The organism is Pedobacter nanyangensis (genome assembly GCF_003313505.1).
GTDB classification, from domain to species: Bacteria; Bacteroidota; Bacteroidia; order Sphingobacteriales; family Sphingobacteriaceae; genus Pedobacter; species Pedobacter nanyangensis.
Genome location: NZ_QMHO01000018.1, coordinates 37,506 through 57,391, shown reverse-complemented (window position 1 = coordinate 57,391; position 19,886 = coordinate 37,506). Strand labels below are relative to the sequence as shown.

Annotated in this window: 16 protein-coding genes; 7 read left to right on the top strand and 9 right to left on the bottom strand. The window is 40.4% G+C overall.

The window, feature by feature from the left end; translation table 11 throughout:
* Window positions 1–244 precede the first annotated feature (244 nt).
* The 3 genes from DUT71_RS19135 (at window position 245) to DUT71_RS19125 (ending at window position 5,851) form a co-directional block, all read left to right on the top strand.
* A complete protein-coding gene (locus DUT71_RS19135; protein ID WP_113664150.1) occupies window positions 245–2,011 on the top strand; it encodes a S8 family peptidase in 1,767 nt (588 codons plus the stop codon).
* 117 nt (window positions 2,012–2,128) lie between these two features.
* Window positions 2,129–2,950: a hypothetical protein gene (locus tag DUT71_RS19130; protein ID WP_113664149.1), complete on the top strand. Its 822-nt coding sequence runs from the start codon at window positions 2,129–2,131 to the stop codon at window positions 2,948–2,950.
* A 12-nt stretch (window positions 2,951–2,962) separates the two neighbouring features.
* Complete coding sequence (locus DUT71_RS19125) at window positions 2,963–5,851, top strand: outer membrane beta-barrel protein (RefSeq protein ID WP_113664148.1); 2,889 nt, start codon at window positions 2,963–2,965, stop codon at window positions 5,849–5,851.
* 17 nt (window positions 5,852–5,868) lie between these two features.
* Here DUT71_RS19125 and DUT71_RS19120 read toward each other — a convergent pair whose 3' ends face one another.
* The 3 genes from DUT71_RS19120 to DUT71_RS19110 form a co-directional block, all read right to left on the bottom strand.
* Window positions 5,869–6,357 (bottom strand): MarR family winged helix-turn-helix transcriptional regulator, encoded by a 489-nt coding sequence (locus DUT71_RS19120; RefSeq protein WP_113664147.1) that lies wholly within the window; start codon window positions 6,355–6,357, stop codon window positions 5,869–5,871.
* A gap of 6 nt (window positions 6,358–6,363) precedes the next feature.
* Window positions 6,364–6,852 carry a GNAT family N-acetyltransferase gene (locus DUT71_RS19115; protein WP_113664146.1) on the bottom strand — a complete coding sequence of 163 codons (489 nt, stop codon included), beginning with the start codon at window positions 6,850–6,852 and terminating at the stop codon, window positions 6,364–6,366.
* Window positions 6,853–7,004: 152 nt separating this feature from the next.
* The gene (locus DUT71_RS19110; protein WP_113649064.1) at window positions 7,005–8,123 is read right to left on the bottom strand and encodes a M42 family metallopeptidase; all 1,119 of its coding nucleotides are present in this window, start codon (window positions 8,121–8,123) and stop codon (window positions 7,005–7,007) included.
* Window positions 8,124–8,239: 116 nt separating this feature from the next.
* Here DUT71_RS19110 and DUT71_RS19105 point away from each other — a divergent pair, with 116 nt between their 5' ends.
* Window positions 8,240–8,641: a flotillin family protein gene (locus DUT71_RS19105; RefSeq protein WP_113664145.1), complete on the top strand. Its 402-nt coding sequence runs from the start codon at window positions 8,240–8,242 to the stop codon at window positions 8,639–8,641.
* Here DUT71_RS19105 and DUT71_RS19100 read toward each other — a convergent pair.
* Genes DUT71_RS19100 through DUT71_RS19085 form a run of 4 tightly spaced genes read right to left on the bottom strand, consistent with a single transcriptional unit; the run spans window position 8,631 to window position 13,038 of the window.
* The gene (locus DUT71_RS19100) at window positions 8,631–9,047 is read right to left on the bottom strand and encodes a GNAT family N-acetyltransferase (protein ID WP_162796125.1); all 417 of its coding nucleotides are present in this window, start codon (window positions 9,045–9,047) and stop codon (window positions 8,631–8,633) included. The genes DUT71_RS19105 and DUT71_RS19100 overlap by 11 nt on opposite strands.
* Before the next feature lie 4 nt (window positions 9,048–9,051).
* The gene (locus DUT71_RS19095) at window positions 9,052–10,209 is read right to left on the bottom strand and encodes an MFS transporter (protein ID WP_240186989.1); all 1,158 of its coding nucleotides are present in this window, start codon (window positions 10,207–10,209) and stop codon (window positions 9,052–9,054) included.
* Window positions 10,210–10,216: 7 nt separating this feature from the next.
* Complete coding sequence (locus tag DUT71_RS19090) at window positions 10,217–11,758, bottom strand: acyl-CoA carboxylase subunit beta (RefSeq protein WP_113664143.1); 1,542 nt, start codon at window positions 11,756–11,758, stop codon at window positions 10,217–10,219.
* Between the two features lie 44 nt (window positions 11,759–11,802).
* Window positions 11,803–13,038: a porin gene (locus DUT71_RS19085; RefSeq protein WP_113664142.1), complete on the bottom strand. Its 1,236-nt coding sequence runs from the start codon at window positions 13,036–13,038 to the stop codon at window positions 11,803–11,805.
* A gap of 182 nt (window positions 13,039–13,220) precedes the next feature.
* On the opposite strand from DUT71_RS19085, the gene DUT71_RS19080 reads away from it, so the two are divergent.
* The 3 genes from DUT71_RS19080 (at window position 13,221) to DUT71_RS19070 (ending at window position 15,885) form a co-directional block, all read left to right on the top strand.
* Window positions 13,221–13,559, top strand: coding sequence for a hypothetical protein (locus DUT71_RS19080; protein ID WP_113664141.1), 339 nt, complete (start codon window positions 13,221–13,223; stop codon window positions 13,557–13,559).
* 78 nt (window positions 13,560–13,637) lie between these two features.
* On the top strand, window positions 13,638–15,236 hold the full coding sequence (locus DUT71_RS19075) for a SulP family inorganic anion transporter (protein WP_113664140.1): 1,599 nt from the start codon (window positions 13,638–13,640) through the stop codon (window positions 15,234–15,236).
* Window positions 15,237–15,249: 13 nt separating this feature from the next.
* Window positions 15,250–15,885, top strand: a complete 636-nt coding sequence (locus DUT71_RS19070; protein WP_113664139.1) for a carbonic anhydrase — start codon at window positions 15,250–15,252, stop codon at window positions 15,883–15,885.
* Window positions 15,886–16,502: 617 nt separating this feature from the next.
* Here the strand turns inward: DUT71_RS19070 and DUT71_RS19065 are convergent.
* Both DUT71_RS19065 and pruA read right to left on the bottom strand, forming a co-directional pair.
* A complete protein-coding gene (locus tag DUT71_RS19065) occupies window positions 16,503–17,912 on the bottom strand; it encodes an amino acid permease (protein ID WP_113664138.1) in 1,410 nt (469 codons plus the stop codon).
* Window positions 17,913–18,053: 141 nt separating this feature from the next.
* Entirely contained in the window at window positions 18,054–19,688 is a 1,635-nt protein-coding gene (gene pruA, locus DUT71_RS19060; protein ID WP_113664137.1) for an L-glutamate gamma-semialdehyde dehydrogenase, read from the bottom strand.
* Between the last annotated feature and the right edge of the window lie 198 nt (window positions 19,689–19,886).

Sequence of the window (19,886 nt, the reverse complement as noted above, 5' to 3'; positions counted from 1 at the left end):
AGGTCGGTGCCTATCCTTACAAGCCCCCTCCAGAAATGGTCGGGGCTTTTTTTGTGACCGATAGTTCCGCAACATAAAACATACCTAAACAATATAGGTTCTCTAAAATCTTCGATATTTGCGAAATAACTCCGTCAATACGTATTCTTTCTGTTAATTTTTGTTAAAGTTTTTTTCTAAACCACACTGTAGCTTCTTTTAATGGTTATTTTTGTATATTAAGATAAACACTGAAAGAGTTAAAATGAGAGTTTATAGAATAATTATAGCCGCTTTTGCGTTATTAGTTTCTTTTAATTTGGGTTATGCCCAAGATAAAAATGTCAAATTACCTCCCAATTGGTTCAATTTAGATTTAACGGCTGATGGTTATTTTGGGATTAGCACCGATAAAGCTTATAGCGAATTGTTAAAGAATAGAAAGCCTAGGCAGAAAATTGTGGTGGCTGTGATTGATGGTGGCACAGATATCAAGCATGAAGATTTAAAGGATGTACTTTGGACCAATACCAAGGAAATCCCAGGAAATGGTATAGATGATGATGGCAATGGCTACATTGATGACGTACACGGATGGAATTTTATAGGTTCAAAGAATGGTAACTTGGCTCACGATAACTTAGAGTTAGTGAGAATAAAACGTAAACTAGAGCCTAAATATAGGTCTGTGATCAGAAGTACGGTATTAGATAGTGCGGAGAAGGAAGAATATGCACTATATAAAAGAGTAGTGTCCGATTTTGGAAAGAAATATGACGAGGCTAGTGCTGCATTTCCTATCTATATCGCTATTAAAAAAGTAATGGACTCTGTGGCCATGATTAACCAGAAGAAAATTCCTTCATTAGAAGATATGGAGAAATACAAAGCTGATGATGAAATGGAAGAATACATCAAGAAGATTGTACGTAAAGGATCAAAGGATGAGGGAAGTATAGAAAAATTCTACGAAAGCATCCAAAAAGGGCATAAGGAGCTCGAACAGATGCTGAAGTACAACCTGAACGAAAAATATGATGAAAGAGCTGCCCTTGTTGGTGATGATTACGCCAATTCTAATGAACGTATTTACGGCAATTCGGATGTGATTGGGCCAGATGCTGATCATGGTACACATGTTTCTGGAATTATCGGAGCGAATCGGAATAATGATATCGGAATTAAGGGCGTAGCCAATCACGTAAGCATTATGACGATTAGAGTGGTTCCCCAAGGTGATGAGCGAGATAAAGATGTAGCCAATGGAATTAGATATGCGGTAGATAATGGAGCCAGAGTAATCAACATGAGCTTTGGAAAAGGATACAAATGGGATAAAAAAGTAGTTGATGAAGCCATTAAATATGCGGAATCAAAAGGAGTGCTATTGGTTCATGCAGCAGGAAACGACAACCAGAATAATGATGTAACCGATAATTTCCCAAATAAATATTACGATAGCCCGGAAGCGGAGGCTTATGCGAAGAAAAACAAACCACAAGTAAGCATGTTTCCTCCAATGACACCTGCTAACCGAATGAATGGCGGGCCCGCTCCAGCTCCAAAAAAAGATCCGTTTGCTAAACCCACTTTAGATAGTGCAAAATATCAGCTTCCACATGCTAAAAATTGGATAGAGGTGGGCGCTAGCGCTTATAAAGATAATGATGATTTAAAAGCATCTTTCTCCAATTACGGCAAATATAATGTAGATGTATTTGCTCCGGGTTTTATGATTAATTCTACTGTACCTAATTCAAAATATGAAGAATTTGATGGCACCAGTATGGCCGCTCCAGTAGTTACCGGCTTAGCTGCTTTGATTTTGAGCTATCATCCAGAATTAACGGCCGTAGATGTAAAAAATATCATCATGAAATCGGTAACGAAAGTAGCACGAAAGGTGAAATACAAAAATGATAAGGATGAAACGGTACGTGTTAACTTTTCTGAATTATGTGTGAGCGGTGGAATTGTAAACGCCTATAACGCCTTAAAACTGGCAGAAAATTATAAATCTTCGGCTAAATAATTGATGTGAAATTGTAAATCCCCAGTTCAGCTGGGGATTTTTTTTTGTATTCTAGTTTTAATCCTTTTTCCCTTATTGAAGTCTATGTAAATTCATCACAAATGTAAACCACCAACTATGAAACAACTTTATATGCTTTTACCAATGCTTTTGCTAAGTATAGGTGTTAGCGCCCAAAAACTTCCAGATGTTCAAGCCAAAAGCATTTTGGTACCAAGTAATGTTCGTATTGATGGAAAGAATCTGGAATGGGATTCTTTTGCAGCAGAAAACAAGCGAACCAATTTATGGTACACCATCGCTAATGATGATAAGAATCTTTATCTGGCCATTAAAGCAAATGATAACGAAACCATTACCAAAATTATGGCTGGCGGAATTTCTTTTACAATCAATACAAAAGGCAAAAAAAGAGAGCAGGATGCATTTATCATGACCTATCCACTTATTGCAAGGGCCAGTGGTAACCGTGGGAATATGGGACAAAATAGGCAAAGAGCTGGCCAAGAAAGACAGGAACAAAGTCAAAAGGAAAGAGATTCGATGAATTTAGCGCAACGTAAAACGCAATTGGCCGGAGTAAAAGAAATCAAGGTATTGGGATTTAAACAAATTACAGATACCTTAATCTCTATTTATAATGAACACGGCATTAAAGCGGTAGCCAAGATGGATGAGCAAGGTGCTTATATTTACGAAGCTGCTATTCCATTATCCTTATTGGAAATTGCAGCAGGTAGTAGCCATGAAATCGCCTATCAAATTAAACTTAATGGGTTACCAAATACTGGAAATTTTGCGATGAGAGCCAATGCGGCTCCTGCTTTTGGTGGGGCTAATGCTAGAGGCAACTTTGGAGGCGGAGGAAATGCGAATGCTGCTCGCCAAGATTTAATGACAGCTACTGATTTTTGGGGTAAATACATTCTTCAAAAGTAACCGCTAGCAACCATGAGAAATATTAAGAATTATCTCGGTGGGCTAGTGTTGCTTTCCATATTGCTTGTCACCAATTTAAAAACGCAGGCACAGAATACGCCCAAAGGTAAAAACGTGCCGCCACCAGTAGCGGTTAGAGAAATTAGTGGCATTGTAAAAGACACTACCGATTTGGGTGTTCCAGGGGTTACCATTAGGTTAACCTCACAGAAAGATACTTTAGTAACCAGTTCCAATCCGGATGGGATTTTCGTTTTTAAAAATGTAAAATCTGCTACTTATACCATGAGTTTTACGATGCTTGGGTATAAGCAGCAAATCAATAAATACAAGCAAAATGATGCTATTCCTAGAATTGTGATGGATCCCATTGTTTTGCGTTCCATGTCTAACACTTTAAATGAAGTAGTTATTAACGGAACGCCTTCCATTACTTATAAAACAGATACGGTAGAATACAAAGCCAGCGACTACATTGTAAGGGAAAATGCTACGGTTGATGAGCTCCTAAAAAAGATGGAAGGCATGGAGGTAGGGACAGACGGTAGTTTGATACACCAGGGAAATAATGTAACCAAGGCAAAGATTAATGGAAAGGTTTACGCTGGTGGTGAAGTAAGTACAGCCATACAGAATTTGCCTGCCGAAATTGTAGACAAGATACAGATTGTGGATGATTATGGCGACCAAGCGGCCAGAACAGGTATTAAAGATGGAGATCCCGAAAAGATCTTAAATATTGTTACCCGGACTGATAAGTCGGTGGGGAACTCGGCGAACATCAGCGCTGGCGCAGGGAATGATGAGCGTTATGAGAGCGCTGTATTTGGAACAAGGCTTAACGCAAATCAGAATATTGCGGTAAACTTACGGTTAAACAATACCGTAAACGGTGTAGCAAGCACAGGTACAACAGGCGGTGATGCTATGCCAAGTAATGGCGGTAGTGGCGGCGGCGGCCGGGGAAACGGTGGGAATACAGGTGGAGGCCGCGGTGGGGCTAACGGTGGATCAGGCGGCAATAACGGAAACTCTGGAGGTGGAAGTGGAGGTACCACCAATACAGGTTCTTCCGCATTTTCTTACAGAGACCAAATCGGGAAAAAAATACAGATCAATACTAACTACCGTTATAATTACAGCAATGTAAATTCATTGAACAGTAGTTTATCCGAAACATACAGTACCAACGGAACTATTTTCTCTACCAATGAAAGCGAAAGGGATAATAAAACCAAAGGCCATAATTTTAATTTCGAGCTCGAAGCAAACATCGACAGCAATAACTTTTTAAGGGTTACACCAGAAATCAGCTATTCTTCCACCACCAATAGTAGCCTATCCAGCATAGGACAATCGGGCGCTTTAATTACCCAAAATCAGTTAGGTAATAGCCTAGGTAAAAATACCAGGCCTAATCTTGGCGCAACCGTATTTTATCAACACATTTTTAGCAAGCCCCGCAGAAATTTCTCGGCTCAATTTAGCTTTAACACCTCTGATCAGGAATCAGATCAAGAACGAAATACCAAGTTTTACAAGGATGATATTAATGTGCTCGATTCTTTGGTACACCGCTTAGTGGAAAGAAGAAATCTAACCAATAATTACCGCGGAAGTTTAACCTATGTTGAGCCATTGGCTGCAAATAGTCAGCTGGAATTTAATGGACAGGTAAATTACAATGGTTATGATAATAGGGCAATCACGAGTAATATTGATGCCTTAGATAATAAACAAGTGGTAGATTCGCTGAGCAATATCTACGATTATTCATTCACGCAAGCTCGTATTGCATTGAACTACCGTTATGGTTTGTCAAATACCTCAAAAATAAGGTTTTCAGTAGGAATTACTGGAGTGCCTGCGGTGTTAAGCGGCACAAAGGTAAGTTTGGGAACTACTACGCATCGAAATAGTTTTAACTTAATTCCCATTGCCAGATTTCAATACGCTTGGTCACGTACCCATAGCATACAAATCAATTACTCTGGTAATGCAAAAGAGCCTACTTTTGACCAAATACAACCAGTTAGGGATGTTTCAAATCCACAAAATACCATTGTGGGTAATCCAGACCTGAAAGTGACCTTTAACCATTCTGTTAATACCAATTATAACAATTATATCGCTAACCAAAAGCTCAATTATTCCATCAATTTAAACGCAACTTTTATTGACAACTCGGTGGTGAGTAACACGGTGCAGATTTTCAATAACAATAATCAACTGCTGCGTAACGAAACGCACTACGTAAACATGAATGGCAGTTATCGTATTGGAGGTAATTACTCGGTGAGTAAGCAATTGAACAACCGCAAGTATAATCTGTCTTTAAGTGGAAACGTCAATTATAATCATGGCGTTTCCATGAGCAACAACCTGGAAAGCGTTACCAGAACTTGGAATATTACCGAACGTTTTGGACCTCGTATCAATCCAAACGAGTGGTTGGAAGTAAATCCTAATGTTTCGTATAACATCACTAAATCAGAAAATACCATTAGCACGAACAGGGTAAATACGAAAACTTTGGCATTGAATGTGGATGGCCGTTTTTACATGTGGCAGTCGCTGATTTTTGGTTACAGTGCCAGTAAGAATTTTGTAAGCGGAATTGACGCCAATATCACCAGCAATCCATTGGTGATTAATGCTTACGTACAGAAAGAATTTTGGAAACGTAGGGCATCCATTACCTTCCAAGCGTTTGACCTTTTAAAACAGAACAATTTTGTAAACCTCAATGTCACAGATTTGGTGAAGACGGAAACCCGTACCAATGCCTTGAGTCGGTATTTTATGTTGAGGGCCAATGTTCGCCTGCAAAAATGGACAGGAGCAAGAAACCGTAATGGCAGGCCAATGATGCGCAGGGGCGATGGTAGTTTCTATCAATAAATAACTGCTTTTACAGCTTACTTTAATCCTGCTTTTTCTTTCAGGATCAGCGCTCGTTGAAAGAAACTCGACCTCTTGATCTTCTCTTCGGCTTCGTTGATGGCTTTCAATAGGTGGTTTTCGTTATCGATGATTTCTTCCAGGGCACTATTAATGATAGACCACACAGGGAGCATTTTTACAATCAGCTCTTCGCCTTTTGTACTTAAAGAAATGATCCGTTTGCGCTCATCTGCTTTGTCTTTTTCCGATTGGACAATTTTTTCTTTTTCTAGTTCCTTTAACAAACTAATGGTTGATGGGTGGCTGTAGCCGATTTCGGTAGCGATTTCGACCACGCTTAACGCCTTTTTCTGATGAAGTGTATAAATCACAGGAAACCATTTAGGCTCAAAATTGATGTCGTATTCCTTGTATAACAAGGCCCCATCTTTACGTAACTGCTCGCTTAATACTTGTAAACGAGTTGATAAAGCTAAAGCACCTACACTATTGATAATATTCATTTTTATCTATTGGAGTGATAAACGGCAAAAGACATTGTCTACAGGCATCATTGGAAAAGCTTTTGGTAATTCGCCCTTTTCAATTAACGAGAAACCATTTTTTTCATAAAAGCGCAACGCAGCTTGTAAAACATCTTTTGTTCCCAAGTATAGGCTTTTTAAGCCAATTTCTTTACTGTAGGCCACCAAAGTCTCTAATAAAAGCTGCGCAATGCCATATGCTTTGCCTCGATATTCTTTCTTCACAAACATCTTTCTAATGGCTCCAAAATCATCATTGCACTTAATGAGGCCTATGGTTCCTACCAGTTCGCCGTCAATTTTAGCTCCCCAAAAATGACCTCCACCTTGATGGTAAAATTCTTCGATGGTTAAAAGATCTTGCTGATCTTTGATACCAATGGCAATGTTGAACTCGTTTTGCTGTATCGGTAAAATGATGTTAATCACAGCCTCGCTGTCATTATTGTAGATTGGAACGATGTTGATATTCATAATGTACAAAACTACGTAGTTGAATACATATATTCAAATGTTTTTTAAATTAGTATGGATGAACTACAACATTTGATTAATCCTATAGATACGTAGGGGAATTCATTTATATGAAAAAGGCCTGAATAATTTTCAGGCCTTTTGTATTTTGATTAGATTTTTGAGAATTCTCTAAAATCCTGTCCATCTTTAATAGCCAATAAACTTTCGTAAATTAAGCTGATGACATTGTCAACATCTTCTTTATGTACCATTTCCACGGTAGTGTGCATGTAACGCAAAGGTAAGGAGATTAATGCTGAAGGAACACCTCCATTAGAATAGGCGAAAGCATCGGTATCAGTTCCTGTAGAACGCGATGAAGCTTGGCGTTGGAATGGAATGCCAGCTTTTTCGGCAGTTTTGATTAACAATTTATTCAAATTTGTTTGTACCGCTGGAGCGTATGACACCACTGGCCCTTTGCCTGCCGATAAATCGCCTTGCGTAATTTTGTTAATCATTGGAGTGGTCGTATCGTGGGTTACATCGGTTACAATGGCAACGTTAGGTTTAATACGGTCCGCGATCATTTCGGCACCACGTAAACCAATTTCCTCTTGTACCGAGTTCACGATGTACAAACCAAAAGGTAATTTTTTCTTGTTCTCTTTTAGCAAACGAGCTACCTCGGCAATCATAAAACCACCAGCACGGTTATCTAAGGCACGACCCACATAGTAACGGTCATTTAACACCATAAATTCGTCTTCATAGGTAATTACGCAACCTACATGTACACCTAAGGCCTCTACTTCTTCTTTAGTAGTACATCCGCAGTCCAGGAAAATGTTTTTAAGCTCTGGCGTTTGTTCTTTTTCCCCATGACGGGTGTGGATGGCTGGCCAACCAAAAACCGCTTTTACATAACCTTTTTCGGTATGGATATTTACACGTTTTGATGGGGCTATTTGGTGATCAGAACCTCCGTTACGGATTACGTAGATCAAACCATCGTTGGTAATGTAATTCACATACCAAGAAATTTCATCGGCGTGTGCTTCAATTACTACTTTATATTCGGCTTTGGGATTAATGACCCCTACAGCGGTACCGTAATTGTCTACAAAATGCTCGTCAACATAAGGTTTTAAATATTCTAGCCAAAGTTTTTGACCTTCCCACTCGTAACCAGTTGGTGCAGCATTATTGATATATTTCTCGAAAAACTGTAGCGATTTTTTGGTAACTACAGGCACGTGTTTTTTATTTTCGTCTTTTTTCTTTGCCATAGTTTTTAATTTCTGTATGCGGGTAAATGTACATATTAAAGGTTTATAATGGAACCATTTTCTTGATTTTTGACAGGAAAATCGTTATATTATGCAAACTCTAAAACTTAATATTTATGAACGTAATCAAGATTTTTATTCCAGTAGCACTTTTTGTTTTAATAGTAGTTGTTGCTTTAATGTGGGGTTTGCCAAGGTATAATGTTTGGCAGCAGGAAATGGCGGGTAAAGCCGAAATGGCCAAGGCCGAACAAAACCGTAGGATTTTGGTTGAGGAGGCCAAAGCTCGTTTAGAAGCGGAGAAATTAAATGCAGCTGCCGAAATAGAAAGAGCCAAAGGAATGGCCGAGGCGATGAAAGTGGAAAACGGTACCTTATCTGCTACTTATAACCAATACCTATTTATTAGAACTCTAGAAAAATTGGCAGATAAGGGCAGCCTACCGCAGATTATTTATGTACCCTCGGAAGGTTTAACACCTGTGATGGATTTGAATAAGGCATTGCCTAAAAAATAAGCTGCATTTTAATGTAGTCTAATTGGTTTCGTTGGTAAGGTTCTCCCTCCGTAACGAAACCAAATTTTTCATAAAAGCCAACGGCACTTACTCTGGCATTGCACCAAAGTAGTTTAACAGGTTGCTGCTTACAGTAGTCTATCACATATTGCAATAGTAATTTCCCTAATCCATTTCGCTGCTTGGATGGAAGCACCGCCAGTTTTCTGAATTGCGCCATGCCGTCCTTTACAAACAAAGACACTACTGCGGTAAGTTCATGGTTGAAATACAGACCGAAATGGGTGCCCTCAAAATCATCGGCTAATTCCATTTCTGTAATTTCCTTATCGGCATACATGGCCTGTTGTCTAATTCGCCAAGTAAGCGAAGGAAAGATTTGTTCTATTTGTATCGTTTCACTCAAGAGTTCAAGCTTTTTTATACCACTGATAAATCAACATGTTTAGGCTGATGATTGCGGTAACACCATAACAGAACATGGCCCAGCCACCTAATGACCATAGCCATAAACCTAAAGCTGAACCACAGGCTGCGCCTACAAAGCTTACCGACATGAAAATAGTGTTTAGCCTGTTTCGGGCTTCGGGAACTAGCGTATAAATACGGGTTTGATTGGTTACGTGAATGGCCTGCTGTCCGATATCTATCAGGATAATTCCTACAACAAAAAGGAATACACTGTGGCCAGTGAAATAGAATAATGCCACACTGATCAATTCTAATATAAAGCCTATCATCAAGTTTTTTCGTGGATTTCCACCCCCGCTTAATTTGCCCACCAATGGTGCAGCTAACGCACCAGCTGCGCCAGCAATGCCGAATAAGCCAATTTGATAAGCACTAAAATGATGCGGTGGATTGGAAAGATAGAGTACCATGGTGGTCCAAAAACCCATAATGACAATAAAGGCAAAAAAGTTGATGATAGATGCTTCCCTTAAAACAGGTTGGGTTTTGATATAGGAAAACATGGAGCGCATCAATTCTTTGTAGCCGCCTGTAAACGTAGAACGGCTTGTTGGAAAGCGTACCGCCATGAGCATTAAAAGCAAAGTGCAAATGCCAGCGGCAATTAAAAACATGGCACGCCAGCCCAGTAAATCACCCACTGTTCCGCTAATGGCTCTTGAAGCTAATATACCCACCAATAAACCACTCATCACGATGCCTATGTTGTGGCCTCGGCTTTCATCGTCACTTAACGACGCAGTGAGGGGAAGAATGAGTTGCGGCACAATAGAGCAAGCACCAATTAAAACACTGGCAATTTCGAGTATGAAAAAGCTGTGCGAAAAACCAGCAATTAATAAAGAAACAATTGCCAATGCGGTGATGACCAAAATCTGTTTCTTGCGTTCAAACATATCGCCCAATGGCACCAAAAGGAACAGGCCAATGGCATATCCAGCTTGGGTTAAAAAAGTGATGCTTCCTGCATCGCTTTCGGCCAGTTTAAATTCCTTGGCAATTAAAATCACCAAGGGTTGGCAATAATAGATGTTGGCAACAATAAGACCTGTGCAAAAGGCCATCAAAATTACGTCGGCACGTTTTAATGCTTGCATTTATTAATTAAAGTGGGATATTCCCGTGTTTTTTTCTTGGCGTATTTACAACTTTATTTTCGAGCATTTTGAAAGCCTTAATTAGTTTTTCACGAGTTTTAGAGGGTTCAATCACCTCGTCAACAAAACCACGCTCAGCTGCCCGATAAGGATTGGCAAAAATATCTGAATATAACTTTTCCTTTTCCAGCCATTTTTCTTCTGGGTTTTCGGCTGCAGTAATTTCTCTCTTAAAAATGATTTCAGCCGCTCCTTTAGCGCCCATCACGGCAATTTCTGCACTTGGCCAAGCGTAGTTCATATCAGCGCCAATGTGTTTAGAGTTCATCACGTCGTAGGCACCGCCATAGGCCTTACGGGTAATTACCGTAATGCGGGGCACGGTGGCTTCGCTAAAAGCATATAACAGTTTTGCACCGTTGTTGATGATGCCGTTCCATTCTTGGTCGGTACCAGGCAAAAAGCCAGGAACATCTTCAAAAACTAACAAAGGAATATTAAAGCAATCACAAAAACGCACAAACCTGGCCGCTTTTACCGAGGCATTATTATCTAAAACACCTGCTAAATAAGCTGGCTGATTGGCCACAATACCAATGCTGCGCCCCGCTAGTCGGGCAAAGCCCACAACAATATTTTCGGCATATGCGGCATGCACTTCCATAAAACTGTCGTCATCGGTCACTTGCGCAATTACCTCTCTAATGTCGTAAGGTTGGTTGGCATTTGAGGGAAGCACGTCGTTTAGGCCCAATCTTTCTTCATTGCCTAAATCATAGGCTACGGAAGGAGGCGTTTCCTCGCAGTTTTGAGGGACGTAGCTCAATAGTTTTTTAAGGTGATTAATGGCATCAATTTCATTGGCACAGGCGAAATGTGTTACCCCTGACTTGGTAGCGTGCGTATTGGCACCGCCTAGTTCTTCGGAGCTCACTTCTTCGTGGGTAACTGTTTTAACTACATTTGGCCCAGTTACGAACATATATGAGGTGTTTTCAACCATTAAAATAAAATCTGTAATGGCGGGCGAATATACCGCACCACCAGCACAAGGTCCCATAATGGCCGAAAGTTGAGGAACTACTCCCGAGGCTTGTACGTTACGATAAAAAATATCGGCATACCCTCCTAAAGAAACTACCCCTTCTTGAATGCGGGCACCACCACTGTCATTCAAGCCAATCATGGGCGCACCATTTTTCATGGCCATATCCATGATTTTACAGATTTTCTCGGCATGTGTTTCTGACAATGACCCGCCAAAAACGGTAAAGTCCTGAGAAAAAACATAGGTAAGTCGGCCGTTCACCGTACCATAGCCGGTAATTACCCCATCGCCAAGGTATTTTTCCCTTTCCATGCCAAAATCGGTACTGCGGTGGGTTACCAACATGCCAATTTCCTCAAAGCTACCTTCATCCATTAAAAAATGAATGCGCTCACGAGCGGTTAGTTTACCTTTCTTATGTTGGCTATCAATGCGGGCTTGTCCACCACCCAAATGGGCTTTCTCTATTTTATCCTTTAAGATTTGGATTTTGTTGTTCATCGGTTTATATGGTTTATAATTTGGTTGAAATTTAAAATCACGAGCTACCAGCGATATTGAAGGCGAGTAGTAAATACATTGTCCTTAATGTCATTTTGGTAGTTAGGCAGTTGAGTGCCATCGTTATGCACATGCTCATTGTAAATGGTGAGTTTTAAACGGCCGTTAAGGGCGTAGGTTACGCCATAGCCTAAAGTGCTAAATTTGATGTCTCCGGCAGTAGTGTTATTTCCAGCTTTCCCAATTTCGGATTCTTCGATATCAGTATTTGGATCATAAACATCATATCCTACTATAGCCGTTAGTTTGCTGTTGGCAATTTGCTGGGTAAACCAGATAAAATATCCATTGAAATTTCTCAAGTACAGGTTTGTAGTAGGTTGTGCCGCAAAACTTTGGCTAGCTGCTAGTCCCGAAATGCTAGATGAGGAAGCAACACCCGGTTGTTTCCCCTGGATATACTCAGATTTGAGTGTAGTGCTCCCAAAAGAATTGTTGTACTCCAATTGGAGATTGGTTCCGTAATAATCCCTCCGGAAATTGTAGCCTACATTGGAGGCGTCAGTAATGCTTACAAAGCCGCTTTCAACTGGTTTTAAGTAGGTGTCGGTATTACCTCTTACCGTGCCTTTATAGATCGAGGCGCCGAAGCCTAAATGGAATTTTTTATTGGCTAGGCTGTCAAATTTAAAGTTAAGGTTTCCAATGATGTCTTTGTTTGAATCGTAATCTCGTGCATTTAAGCCACTACCGTTAACTACTGCCAGCTCTGCGGTAATAAAGGGGAGAATTTTTTTGGGTTTGTAACTGATCATCGCCCCTAAATCTCTTTCTCTGGGCATTAAGGTTTGGAAAACACGGGCCCTTTCCGGGAAATCCCTGTAGCCTGATGAATAGACAATGGAGTAACCAAAAGGTCGGTTGAATAAGCCTGCGGTAAAAAGCAAAGATTTATCTTGTGGACTATGAAATTGGATGAAGGCATCCATGATACGGAGGCCATCTTGTGTTCCATCTAATTGAAATACAATGGAAGAAAATTTGTCTACACGATCTACTTTTAAACGCCCACGGCGCAACATAAAACGGCTAGCAGAGTTTTGGCTAAAGTCGCCTCCCGACCATGAATATATCCCTGGAGATTGTGCTACTTGAAACTGTGTTTGCAGATATCCGGTAATCTTAATGTCATGTATATCATAGGATGAAGGCGCATTATTGTTCTGCGCCAACACCAAGAGAGGCAATATAGTTAGTAAACAAATTAAAAGAATCCTCATTAAATTTTTTGCTTCGATATGTACAAGAAAAGTCCAAAAATAAATAAAGTTTGAAAATGCCCAATAATTTTGATTTTCACACCACAAAATCTTTATATTACAAATATATTACGTAAAAAATTTTGAATTTTAGAGGTTTCGCAATTACTTTTGGGAAATCTAAAAAGAAGATCTGACAAGAAATGAAGCTAAGGAAATATAAGCTTTTGGTGGTTGCCGTGTTTATGTGCGTTTTCGCATCGAAGATGGTAATTTCTGCTGCGCCTATGTTTTTCAAGCATTTGGATGAAGATTTTATGGTTTCTGTAATCATGCAGTTGGAAAATGAAAACAGCGGCGATGAGAAGGGAAAATCAAATGCAAAGTTTGTAGACTATAAAATGATGTTCCAAAAATATGATCTTAACTACGTTCACTTGGACCTGGACTGTGGCGTACCTAGTAGTTTTATTGAACACTCTCGGCGCTACGTAGATCCATACCATCCTTCGGTTCCAACACCGCCCCCTAATTTCTGCTAAGTTTTACCGTTACTATTTCCGTATGCTTTATTACGGAACTGATTTGATAAAAAACTTTAGAAATTAACATAATTCTTTATGAAAAATTCGAATTCGGCTTCTATGGGAAGCGGAATAGGTAAATATTTGCAGAAACGGAATTTAAAGGCCGATTTGCCTGCAAGTATTGTAGTGTTCTTAGTGGCTTTGCCGCTTTGTTTGGGGATTGCCTTGGCTTCTGGTGCGCCATTGTTTGCCGGTTTGCTTACTGGAATTGTGGGGGGCGTAGTAGTTGCTTCTATTAGTGGTTCACAGCTGAGTGTAAGTGGGCCAGCAGCTGGATTAACCACCATTGTTTTAGCTTCTATAACTAGCTTGGGAAGTTATCAGGCTTTTTTGATGGCTGTAGTTTTGGCCGGTGTATTCCAACTTGTACTAGGACTGATTAAAGCTGGTACTATTGGCAACTATTTCCCTTCAAGTGTAATTGAGGGAATGTTGGCGGGTATTGGTATATTGTTGATCATGAAGCAATTGCCCCATGCTTTAGGAGTGGATAGTGATTTTTTTGGTGACGAAAGCTTTTTCCAGAAAGATGGAGAAAATACCTTTTCGGCCTTAGGAAACGCACTTCAGCACTTCAGTATAGCTGCAATTGTGATTAGTGTGGTTTCCATCCTGATTTTGGTATTTTGGCCTAAATTCAAAAAAATAGCCGTAGTTCCTGCACCATTGGTGGTGGTTGTTTTAGGTATATTGGGCGCTATTTTATTCAGTGGTTCTTCTAGTGCGTTAAAAGAGAGCCAAATGGTTAAAATTCCTGTGGTAAACAGTGCCGCAGAGTTTTTTGGTTTGTTTACCATGCCAGATTTCTCTACCTTCCTTGACTCAAAGGTTTTAGTGGTAGCGCTAACCATAGCTGTGGTTGCCAGTTTGGAAACGTTGTTGAGCCTGGAGGCCGTTGATAAGATCGATCCTTTGAAAAGGGTGTCGCCAACCAATCGCGAATTGATAGCGCAAGGTGTAGGTAACATTACCAGTGGTATGTTGGGCGGTTTGCCGATGACAGCAGTAATTGTAAGAAGCTCGGCTAATGTGAACGCAGGCGGACGTACCAAAGTTTCTGCAATTTCACATGGTTTGTTATTGCTACTCTCTCTACTGTTCATTCCAGCAATTATTAACCTAATTCCACTTTCGTGTTTAGCGGCAATTTTATTGGTAACAGGTTATAAGTTGGCCAGAATATCGCTGTTTAAACACATGTACCATAAAGGTTGGGACCAATTTATCCCCTTTGTAGTTACCATTGTGGGCGTAGTTGGTATCGATTTGTTAAAAGGCGTAGGTATCGGTATGGCGGTTTCAATTTTCTATCTATTGAGAACCAATATGCGCAATCCCTTCTTTTACCGAGTACAAGAAGAAGGAAACAAAAAGAATATCAGGATCAAGCTTGCCGAAGAAGTATCGTTCTTAAACAAAGCTTCTATCCAGGTATTATTATCTGGAATTCCAAATGAAACCAATGTGATCATTGACGGCGCTAATTCTAGATATATCGATCCGGACGTGCTGGAAGCGATTCATAACTACAAACATAATGCTTATACCAAAGGGATTATTGTTACTTTAGAAAATATTAAGAAAACTTACTCGGTACCAAAAATTAATACAAAAATTGTTGAACAAGATTAAAAATATAAATACAATGAAGGCACATACTTTAGAAACTCAAGCAACCATTACCCCTGAAAGGGCACTTGAAATACTAAAAGAAGGTAATGAAAGATTTGTGCAGAATTTAAAAGCCAACAGGGATTTGCTATCACAAGTAAACGACACTAGGGCAGGGCAATGGCCATTTGCCGTAATATTAAGCTGTATCGACAGTCGTACTTCTGCAGAATTGATTTTTGACCAAGGATTGGGCGATATTTTTAGCGTGAGAATTGCTGGGAATTTTGCGAACCGAGATATTTTGGGATCTATGGAGTTTGGCTGCAATGTGGCAGGTTCTAAACTGGTTGTTGTTTTAGGGCACTCTAAATGCGGTGCTTTAAAAGGAGGGCTAGACGCAGCCGCAATTAGAGAAATGGGAATGGAAAACCTTAGTCATTTGGTCGATCATTTTAATCCAATCATTGAGGAGATTATTAATGAAGGCGAAGAGCGTTCGTCTAAAAATGATGATTTGTTAGAAAGATTGAACGTGCAAAATGTAAAGCAAACCATTGCAGACATCCGCAGTCAAAGTGCCACTTTAAACCAATTGGAAAAAGACGGTAAAATTAAAATAGTAGGTGCTAACTATAATGTAGAAACTGGCGTTGTAAGCTGGTTATAGTGTTTTAGTGATGCCTAAAGCTAGTTTGATCAAAGATTTGGACACCAGCACATCAAGTGCTGACGATGCTCCAACTTTGTTTAAAATGGACAAAAAATAGTTGTAGGTTTAGTAGTTATAATGTTGGAGAGGGTGCCTTGCGTTTGGGCATCCTCTTTTTTTTTAATTATTACTGCCACATAGAAACATAACGGTGCATTGCAAAGTTGTACCAAGCTTAATAAGTTGTTTTTTGAAAAGCAGGGACAGTCGCTTCTTTTAAAGCAAGGCGGGCTTTACGCTACAATCTTTTTGACCACTTGCTTGTCATTCCGAGGAACGAGGAATCTACTTCTGATGTGCCACAACTTACAAATTCTTCTCCCGAAACCTCGGGATCAGAGTGACAGTAATATCACAAAAAGGATTTTCGCTGCAATCCCGTTTATGAAACTCAAGCAAGTAAATTGATAATCAACGAAGCTAAGCCTAATGATTGTTAACGCTATTGAGTTTTCTATGTGCCTGTGTGGTTCATTTAATCAGCTTTTGCGCTAATCTTATAATGAGAAATATAAGCCCATATAGACACATAGGAGGCCTGTTCCCAGGCCTTAAATAGTAAGCAAGAGCGCTCTTTATTTTTTGCGTTGAACTAAGTAGTAGCAACCATATAAAAACAACATCCATATTGGAATTAGCTCTACGGATATTTTCAGGCCCGTAAGCCACATCACCATCAGTATGCCTGCTAAAAACAACAAGCAGATATAGTTACTAATTGGATATAAAAACGAGGGAAACTTTGTTTTTTCCAACTGATGTGCTTTCCTAAATTTGAGGTGAGTGTAGCTGATCATCAACCAATTGATCACAAGCGCCGATACGACTAGAGACATGAGGATGCTTAGTGCCTGTTCTGGGATAATTTTGTTGATGACAATGCAAATAGCCGCAAATACAGCAGAAACCAGGATGGCCATCACAGGTACGTAGTTTTTGTTAAGTTTAGATAAGAACCGGGGTGCGTTGCCCTGTTGTGCCAATCCGTAAAGCATGCGGCTGTTACTGTAAACACTGCTATTGTATACGGACAGCGCCGCCGTAAGCACAATAACATTCAGTACATTGGCAATCAGCCTCGTAAAGTTAATGTCTTGTCCAAAAATGCTGAGCTGAAACCCGTTAAGCCTTTCAAAAACCATTACAAATGGGCTGCTGCCATCGGTTATGCTTTTCCATGGAGATAAAGAAAATAAAATAATCAATGCTCCAACGTAGAAAATTAAAATCCTATAAATGACCTGATTGGTTGCTTTCGGGATGTTTTTCTCTGGGTTTTCTGCTTCTGCCGCAGTAATGCCCACCAGTTCTAATCCGCCGAAAGAAAACATGATGAGCGCCATGGCGGCTAAAAGGCCTTCGTAACTGCCATTTCCATTAGTGCTAAGCCAGGCTTTTGGGAAGAAACCCCCATCGTTCCATAGATTTTTGATCGTTGCCTGTTCGCCGCCGGTACCGCTTAATAGTAGGTAGCTCCCGAATATAATCATGGCTATAATCGCAACCACTTTTACAATAGAAAACCAAAATTCAGCTTCGCCATAAACTTTTACAGAGGCAAGATTTAGCATATTGATCACTACAAAAAAGAATGCACTAGAAGCCCAAAGTGGTATTTCGGGCCACCAAAACTGCACGTAAATGCCAATTGCGGTAAGCTCAGACATGCTCACTAAAATATAAAGCATCCAATAGTTCCAGCCAGAGGCAAAGCCAGGGAAAGGCCCCCAGTATTTATACGCAAAATGGCTAAAACTGCCCGATACAGGTTCTTGAACTACCATTTCGCCAAGCTGGCGCATGATGAAGAATGCAATGATGCCGGCAATGGCATAGCCTAAAATAACAGATGGCCCCGCCAGCACGGCCGCCGGGCCAATGCCCAAAAACAAGCCAGTACCTATTGCGCCGCCTAGCGCAATGAGTTGTATATGCCGGTTTTGCAAACCTCTTTTTAGGTCATTTTTGTTGTCGGTATTTTCCAAGGTTGTTGGTTTTGAGGTGATCGAATTCTATTATGGGCGCAAAAATAGTCTTTTTGAACAAGAAAGCCCCGCATGTGCAGGGCTTTGTGTGGGGTTGTAAAAAAGCAATCAGCTAAAACCACTTTTTATTTTAACCGAAGATTAATCTTTAGCTAAAAATGGATAAGTATAATCTTTTGGAGGATCAAAGGTTTCTTTGATGGTACGTGGAGAAACCCAACGCAATAAGTTGATCATTGAGCCTGCTTTATCGTTGGTGCCGCTACCTCTAGCACCACCAAACGGTTGCTGGCCTACTACCGCACCGGTACATTTATCATTGATGTAAAAGTTCCCGGCCGCATTGCGCAGGGCATGGGTTGCTTTGTCAATCGCATAACGATCTTGGGCAATTACCGCACCTGTTAAGGCATAAATAGAAGTAGTATCTATAATTTCCAAAGTCTTGTCGAAATCTTTGTCTTCATATACATATACGGTTAGTACGGGGCCAAACAGCTCTTCGCACATGGTGGTGTATTTCGGGTCATCTACCACTAAAACAGTGGGTTCAATAAAGTATCCTTTGCTCTTGTCGTAGTTTCCACCAGCAATAATCTCAACACCTTTTGCTTTTTTCGCTTCGTCAATATATTTGGCAAGTTTGTCAAAAGATTTTTCATCGATTACGGCGTTGATGAAATTGCTGAAATCTTCGGTAGGCCCCATTTTGAGTGTTGCCAAATCTCTCAATAGCAACTCCTTAATTTGCGGCCATTTGCTTTTAGCAATGTACACCCTTGAAGCCGCCGAGCATTTTTGGCCTTGGTATTCGAAAGAACCTCTTAAAATCGCCGTGCTTGATACCTCGGCATCGGCAGAGCCATGAACTAGGATAAAATCTTTACCACCGGTTTCACCTACAATACGAGGATAAGTTTTGTATTTGTGGATATTGCTGCCAATGGTGTTCCAGATATCTTGGAAAACTCCAGTGGAACCCGTGAAGTGGATACCAGCAAAATCGGGGTGTGAGAAAATCACGTCGCCCGCATCAGGTCCTTTAACATAAACAAGGTTGATGACACCGTCTGGCAATCCTGCCTCTTTAAAAATCTGCATGATTAGGCTTGCTGCATAAATCTGCGTGTCGGCAGGTTTCCAAACCACCACGTTGCCCATCATGGCTACACATGAAGGCAGGTTTCCGGCAATGGCCGTAAAATTAAAAGGTGTTAGTGCAAAAACAAAACCTTCCAATGGGCGCTGCTCCACTCTATTCCAGCTTCCTCTTGGAGAAACAGGAGGTTGTTGCTTGTAGATTTCAGTCATGTAGCTCACGTTAAAACGCAAGAAATCTATCAGTTCGCAGGCAGAATCTATTTCGGCCTGGAAAGCATTTTTGCTTTGGCCTAACATGGTTGCCGCATTCAATTTGTATCTGTATGGGCCTGCAATTAAATCAGCCGCTTTTAAGAAAATGGCAGCTCTTTGTTCCCAAGCTAAATTTTCCCAGTCAGCTTTTGCAGCTAATGCGGCATCAATGGCTTGTTGCACGTGAGTTTTGCTGCCCCTGCTAAAGGTGGCTAAAACATGCTGGTGGTCATGAGGCGGCGTAATCTTGATTTTCTCGTTGGTAAACACTTCTTTGTCACCAATATACATAGGAATGTCCGTTACTTTAGATCTTCCCTCGGCCAATGCCGCTTTTAATAATTCTCTTTCCTTACTTCCGGGTGCGTAGCCCAAAATTGGCTCATTAACCGGAACAGGAACGTTAAAAAATCCTTTAAGCATAATAAGTAAGTAATTTTCACAAATATAGAGGTTTAATTCCGGATAGCGGGAGGATAGCGGCTATGGTTTGCAGATTATTACGGTATAACTACTAAAGGTTCTGATGAAGCTTGTTGTTCAGTGTGTTGTGTTGCGAAATTCGTTTGGGGGTTGGCGGGGTTGGCGGGGCTGAGCTCGTGAAATTCCTCGAATAAAAAA

Coding starts and splice junctions, on each gene's coding strand:
- DUT71_RS19080 (WP_113664141.1), top strand. CDS start 13,221: ATGAAGCTAAGGAAATATAAGCTTTTGGTGGTTGCCGTGTTTATGTGC.
- DUT71_RS19070 (WP_113664139.1), top strand. CDS start 15,250: ATGAAGGCACATACTTTAGAAACTCAAGCAACCATTACCCCTGAAAGG.
- DUT71_RS19105 (WP_113664145.1), top strand. CDS start 8,240: ATGAACGTAATCAAGATTTTTATTCCAGTAGCACTTTTTGTTTTAATA.
- DUT71_RS19090 (WP_113664143.1), bottom strand. CDS start 11,758: ATGAACAACAAAATCCAAATCTTAAAGGATAAAATAGAGAAAGCCCAT.
- DUT71_RS19085 (WP_113664142.1), bottom strand. CDS start 13,038: ATGAGGATTCTTTTAATTTGTTTACTAACTATATTGCCTCTCTTGGTG.
- pruA (WP_113664137.1), bottom strand. CDS start 19,688: ATGCTTAAAGGATTTTTTAACGTTCCTGTTCCGGTTAATGAGCCAATT.
- DUT71_RS19095 (WP_240186989.1), bottom strand. CDS start 10,209: ATGCAAGCATTAAAACGTGCCGACGTAATTTTGATGGCCTTTTGCACA.
- DUT71_RS19130 (WP_113664149.1), top strand. CDS start 2,129: ATGAAACAACTTTATATGCTTTTACCAATGCTTTTGCTAAGTATAGGT.
- DUT71_RS19135 (WP_113664150.1), top strand. CDS start 245: ATGAGAGTTTATAGAATAATTATAGCCGCTTTTGCGTTATTAGTTTCT.
- DUT71_RS19110 (WP_113649064.1), bottom strand. CDS start 8,123: ATGGCAAAGAAAAAAGACGAAAATAAAAAACACGTGCCTGTAGTTACC.
- DUT71_RS19120 (WP_113664147.1), bottom strand. CDS start 6,357: ATGAATATTATCAATAGTGTAGGTGCTTTAGCTTTATCAACTCGTTTA.
- DUT71_RS19125 (WP_113664148.1), top strand. CDS start 2,963: ATGAGAAATATTAAGAATTATCTCGGTGGGCTAGTGTTGCTTTCCATA.
- DUT71_RS19115 (WP_113664146.1), bottom strand. CDS start 6,852: ATGAATATCAACATCGTTCCAATCTACAATAATGACAGCGAGGCTGTG.
- DUT71_RS19075 (WP_113664140.1), top strand. CDS start 13,638: ATGAAAAATTCGAATTCGGCTTCTATGGGAAGCGGAATAGGTAAATAT.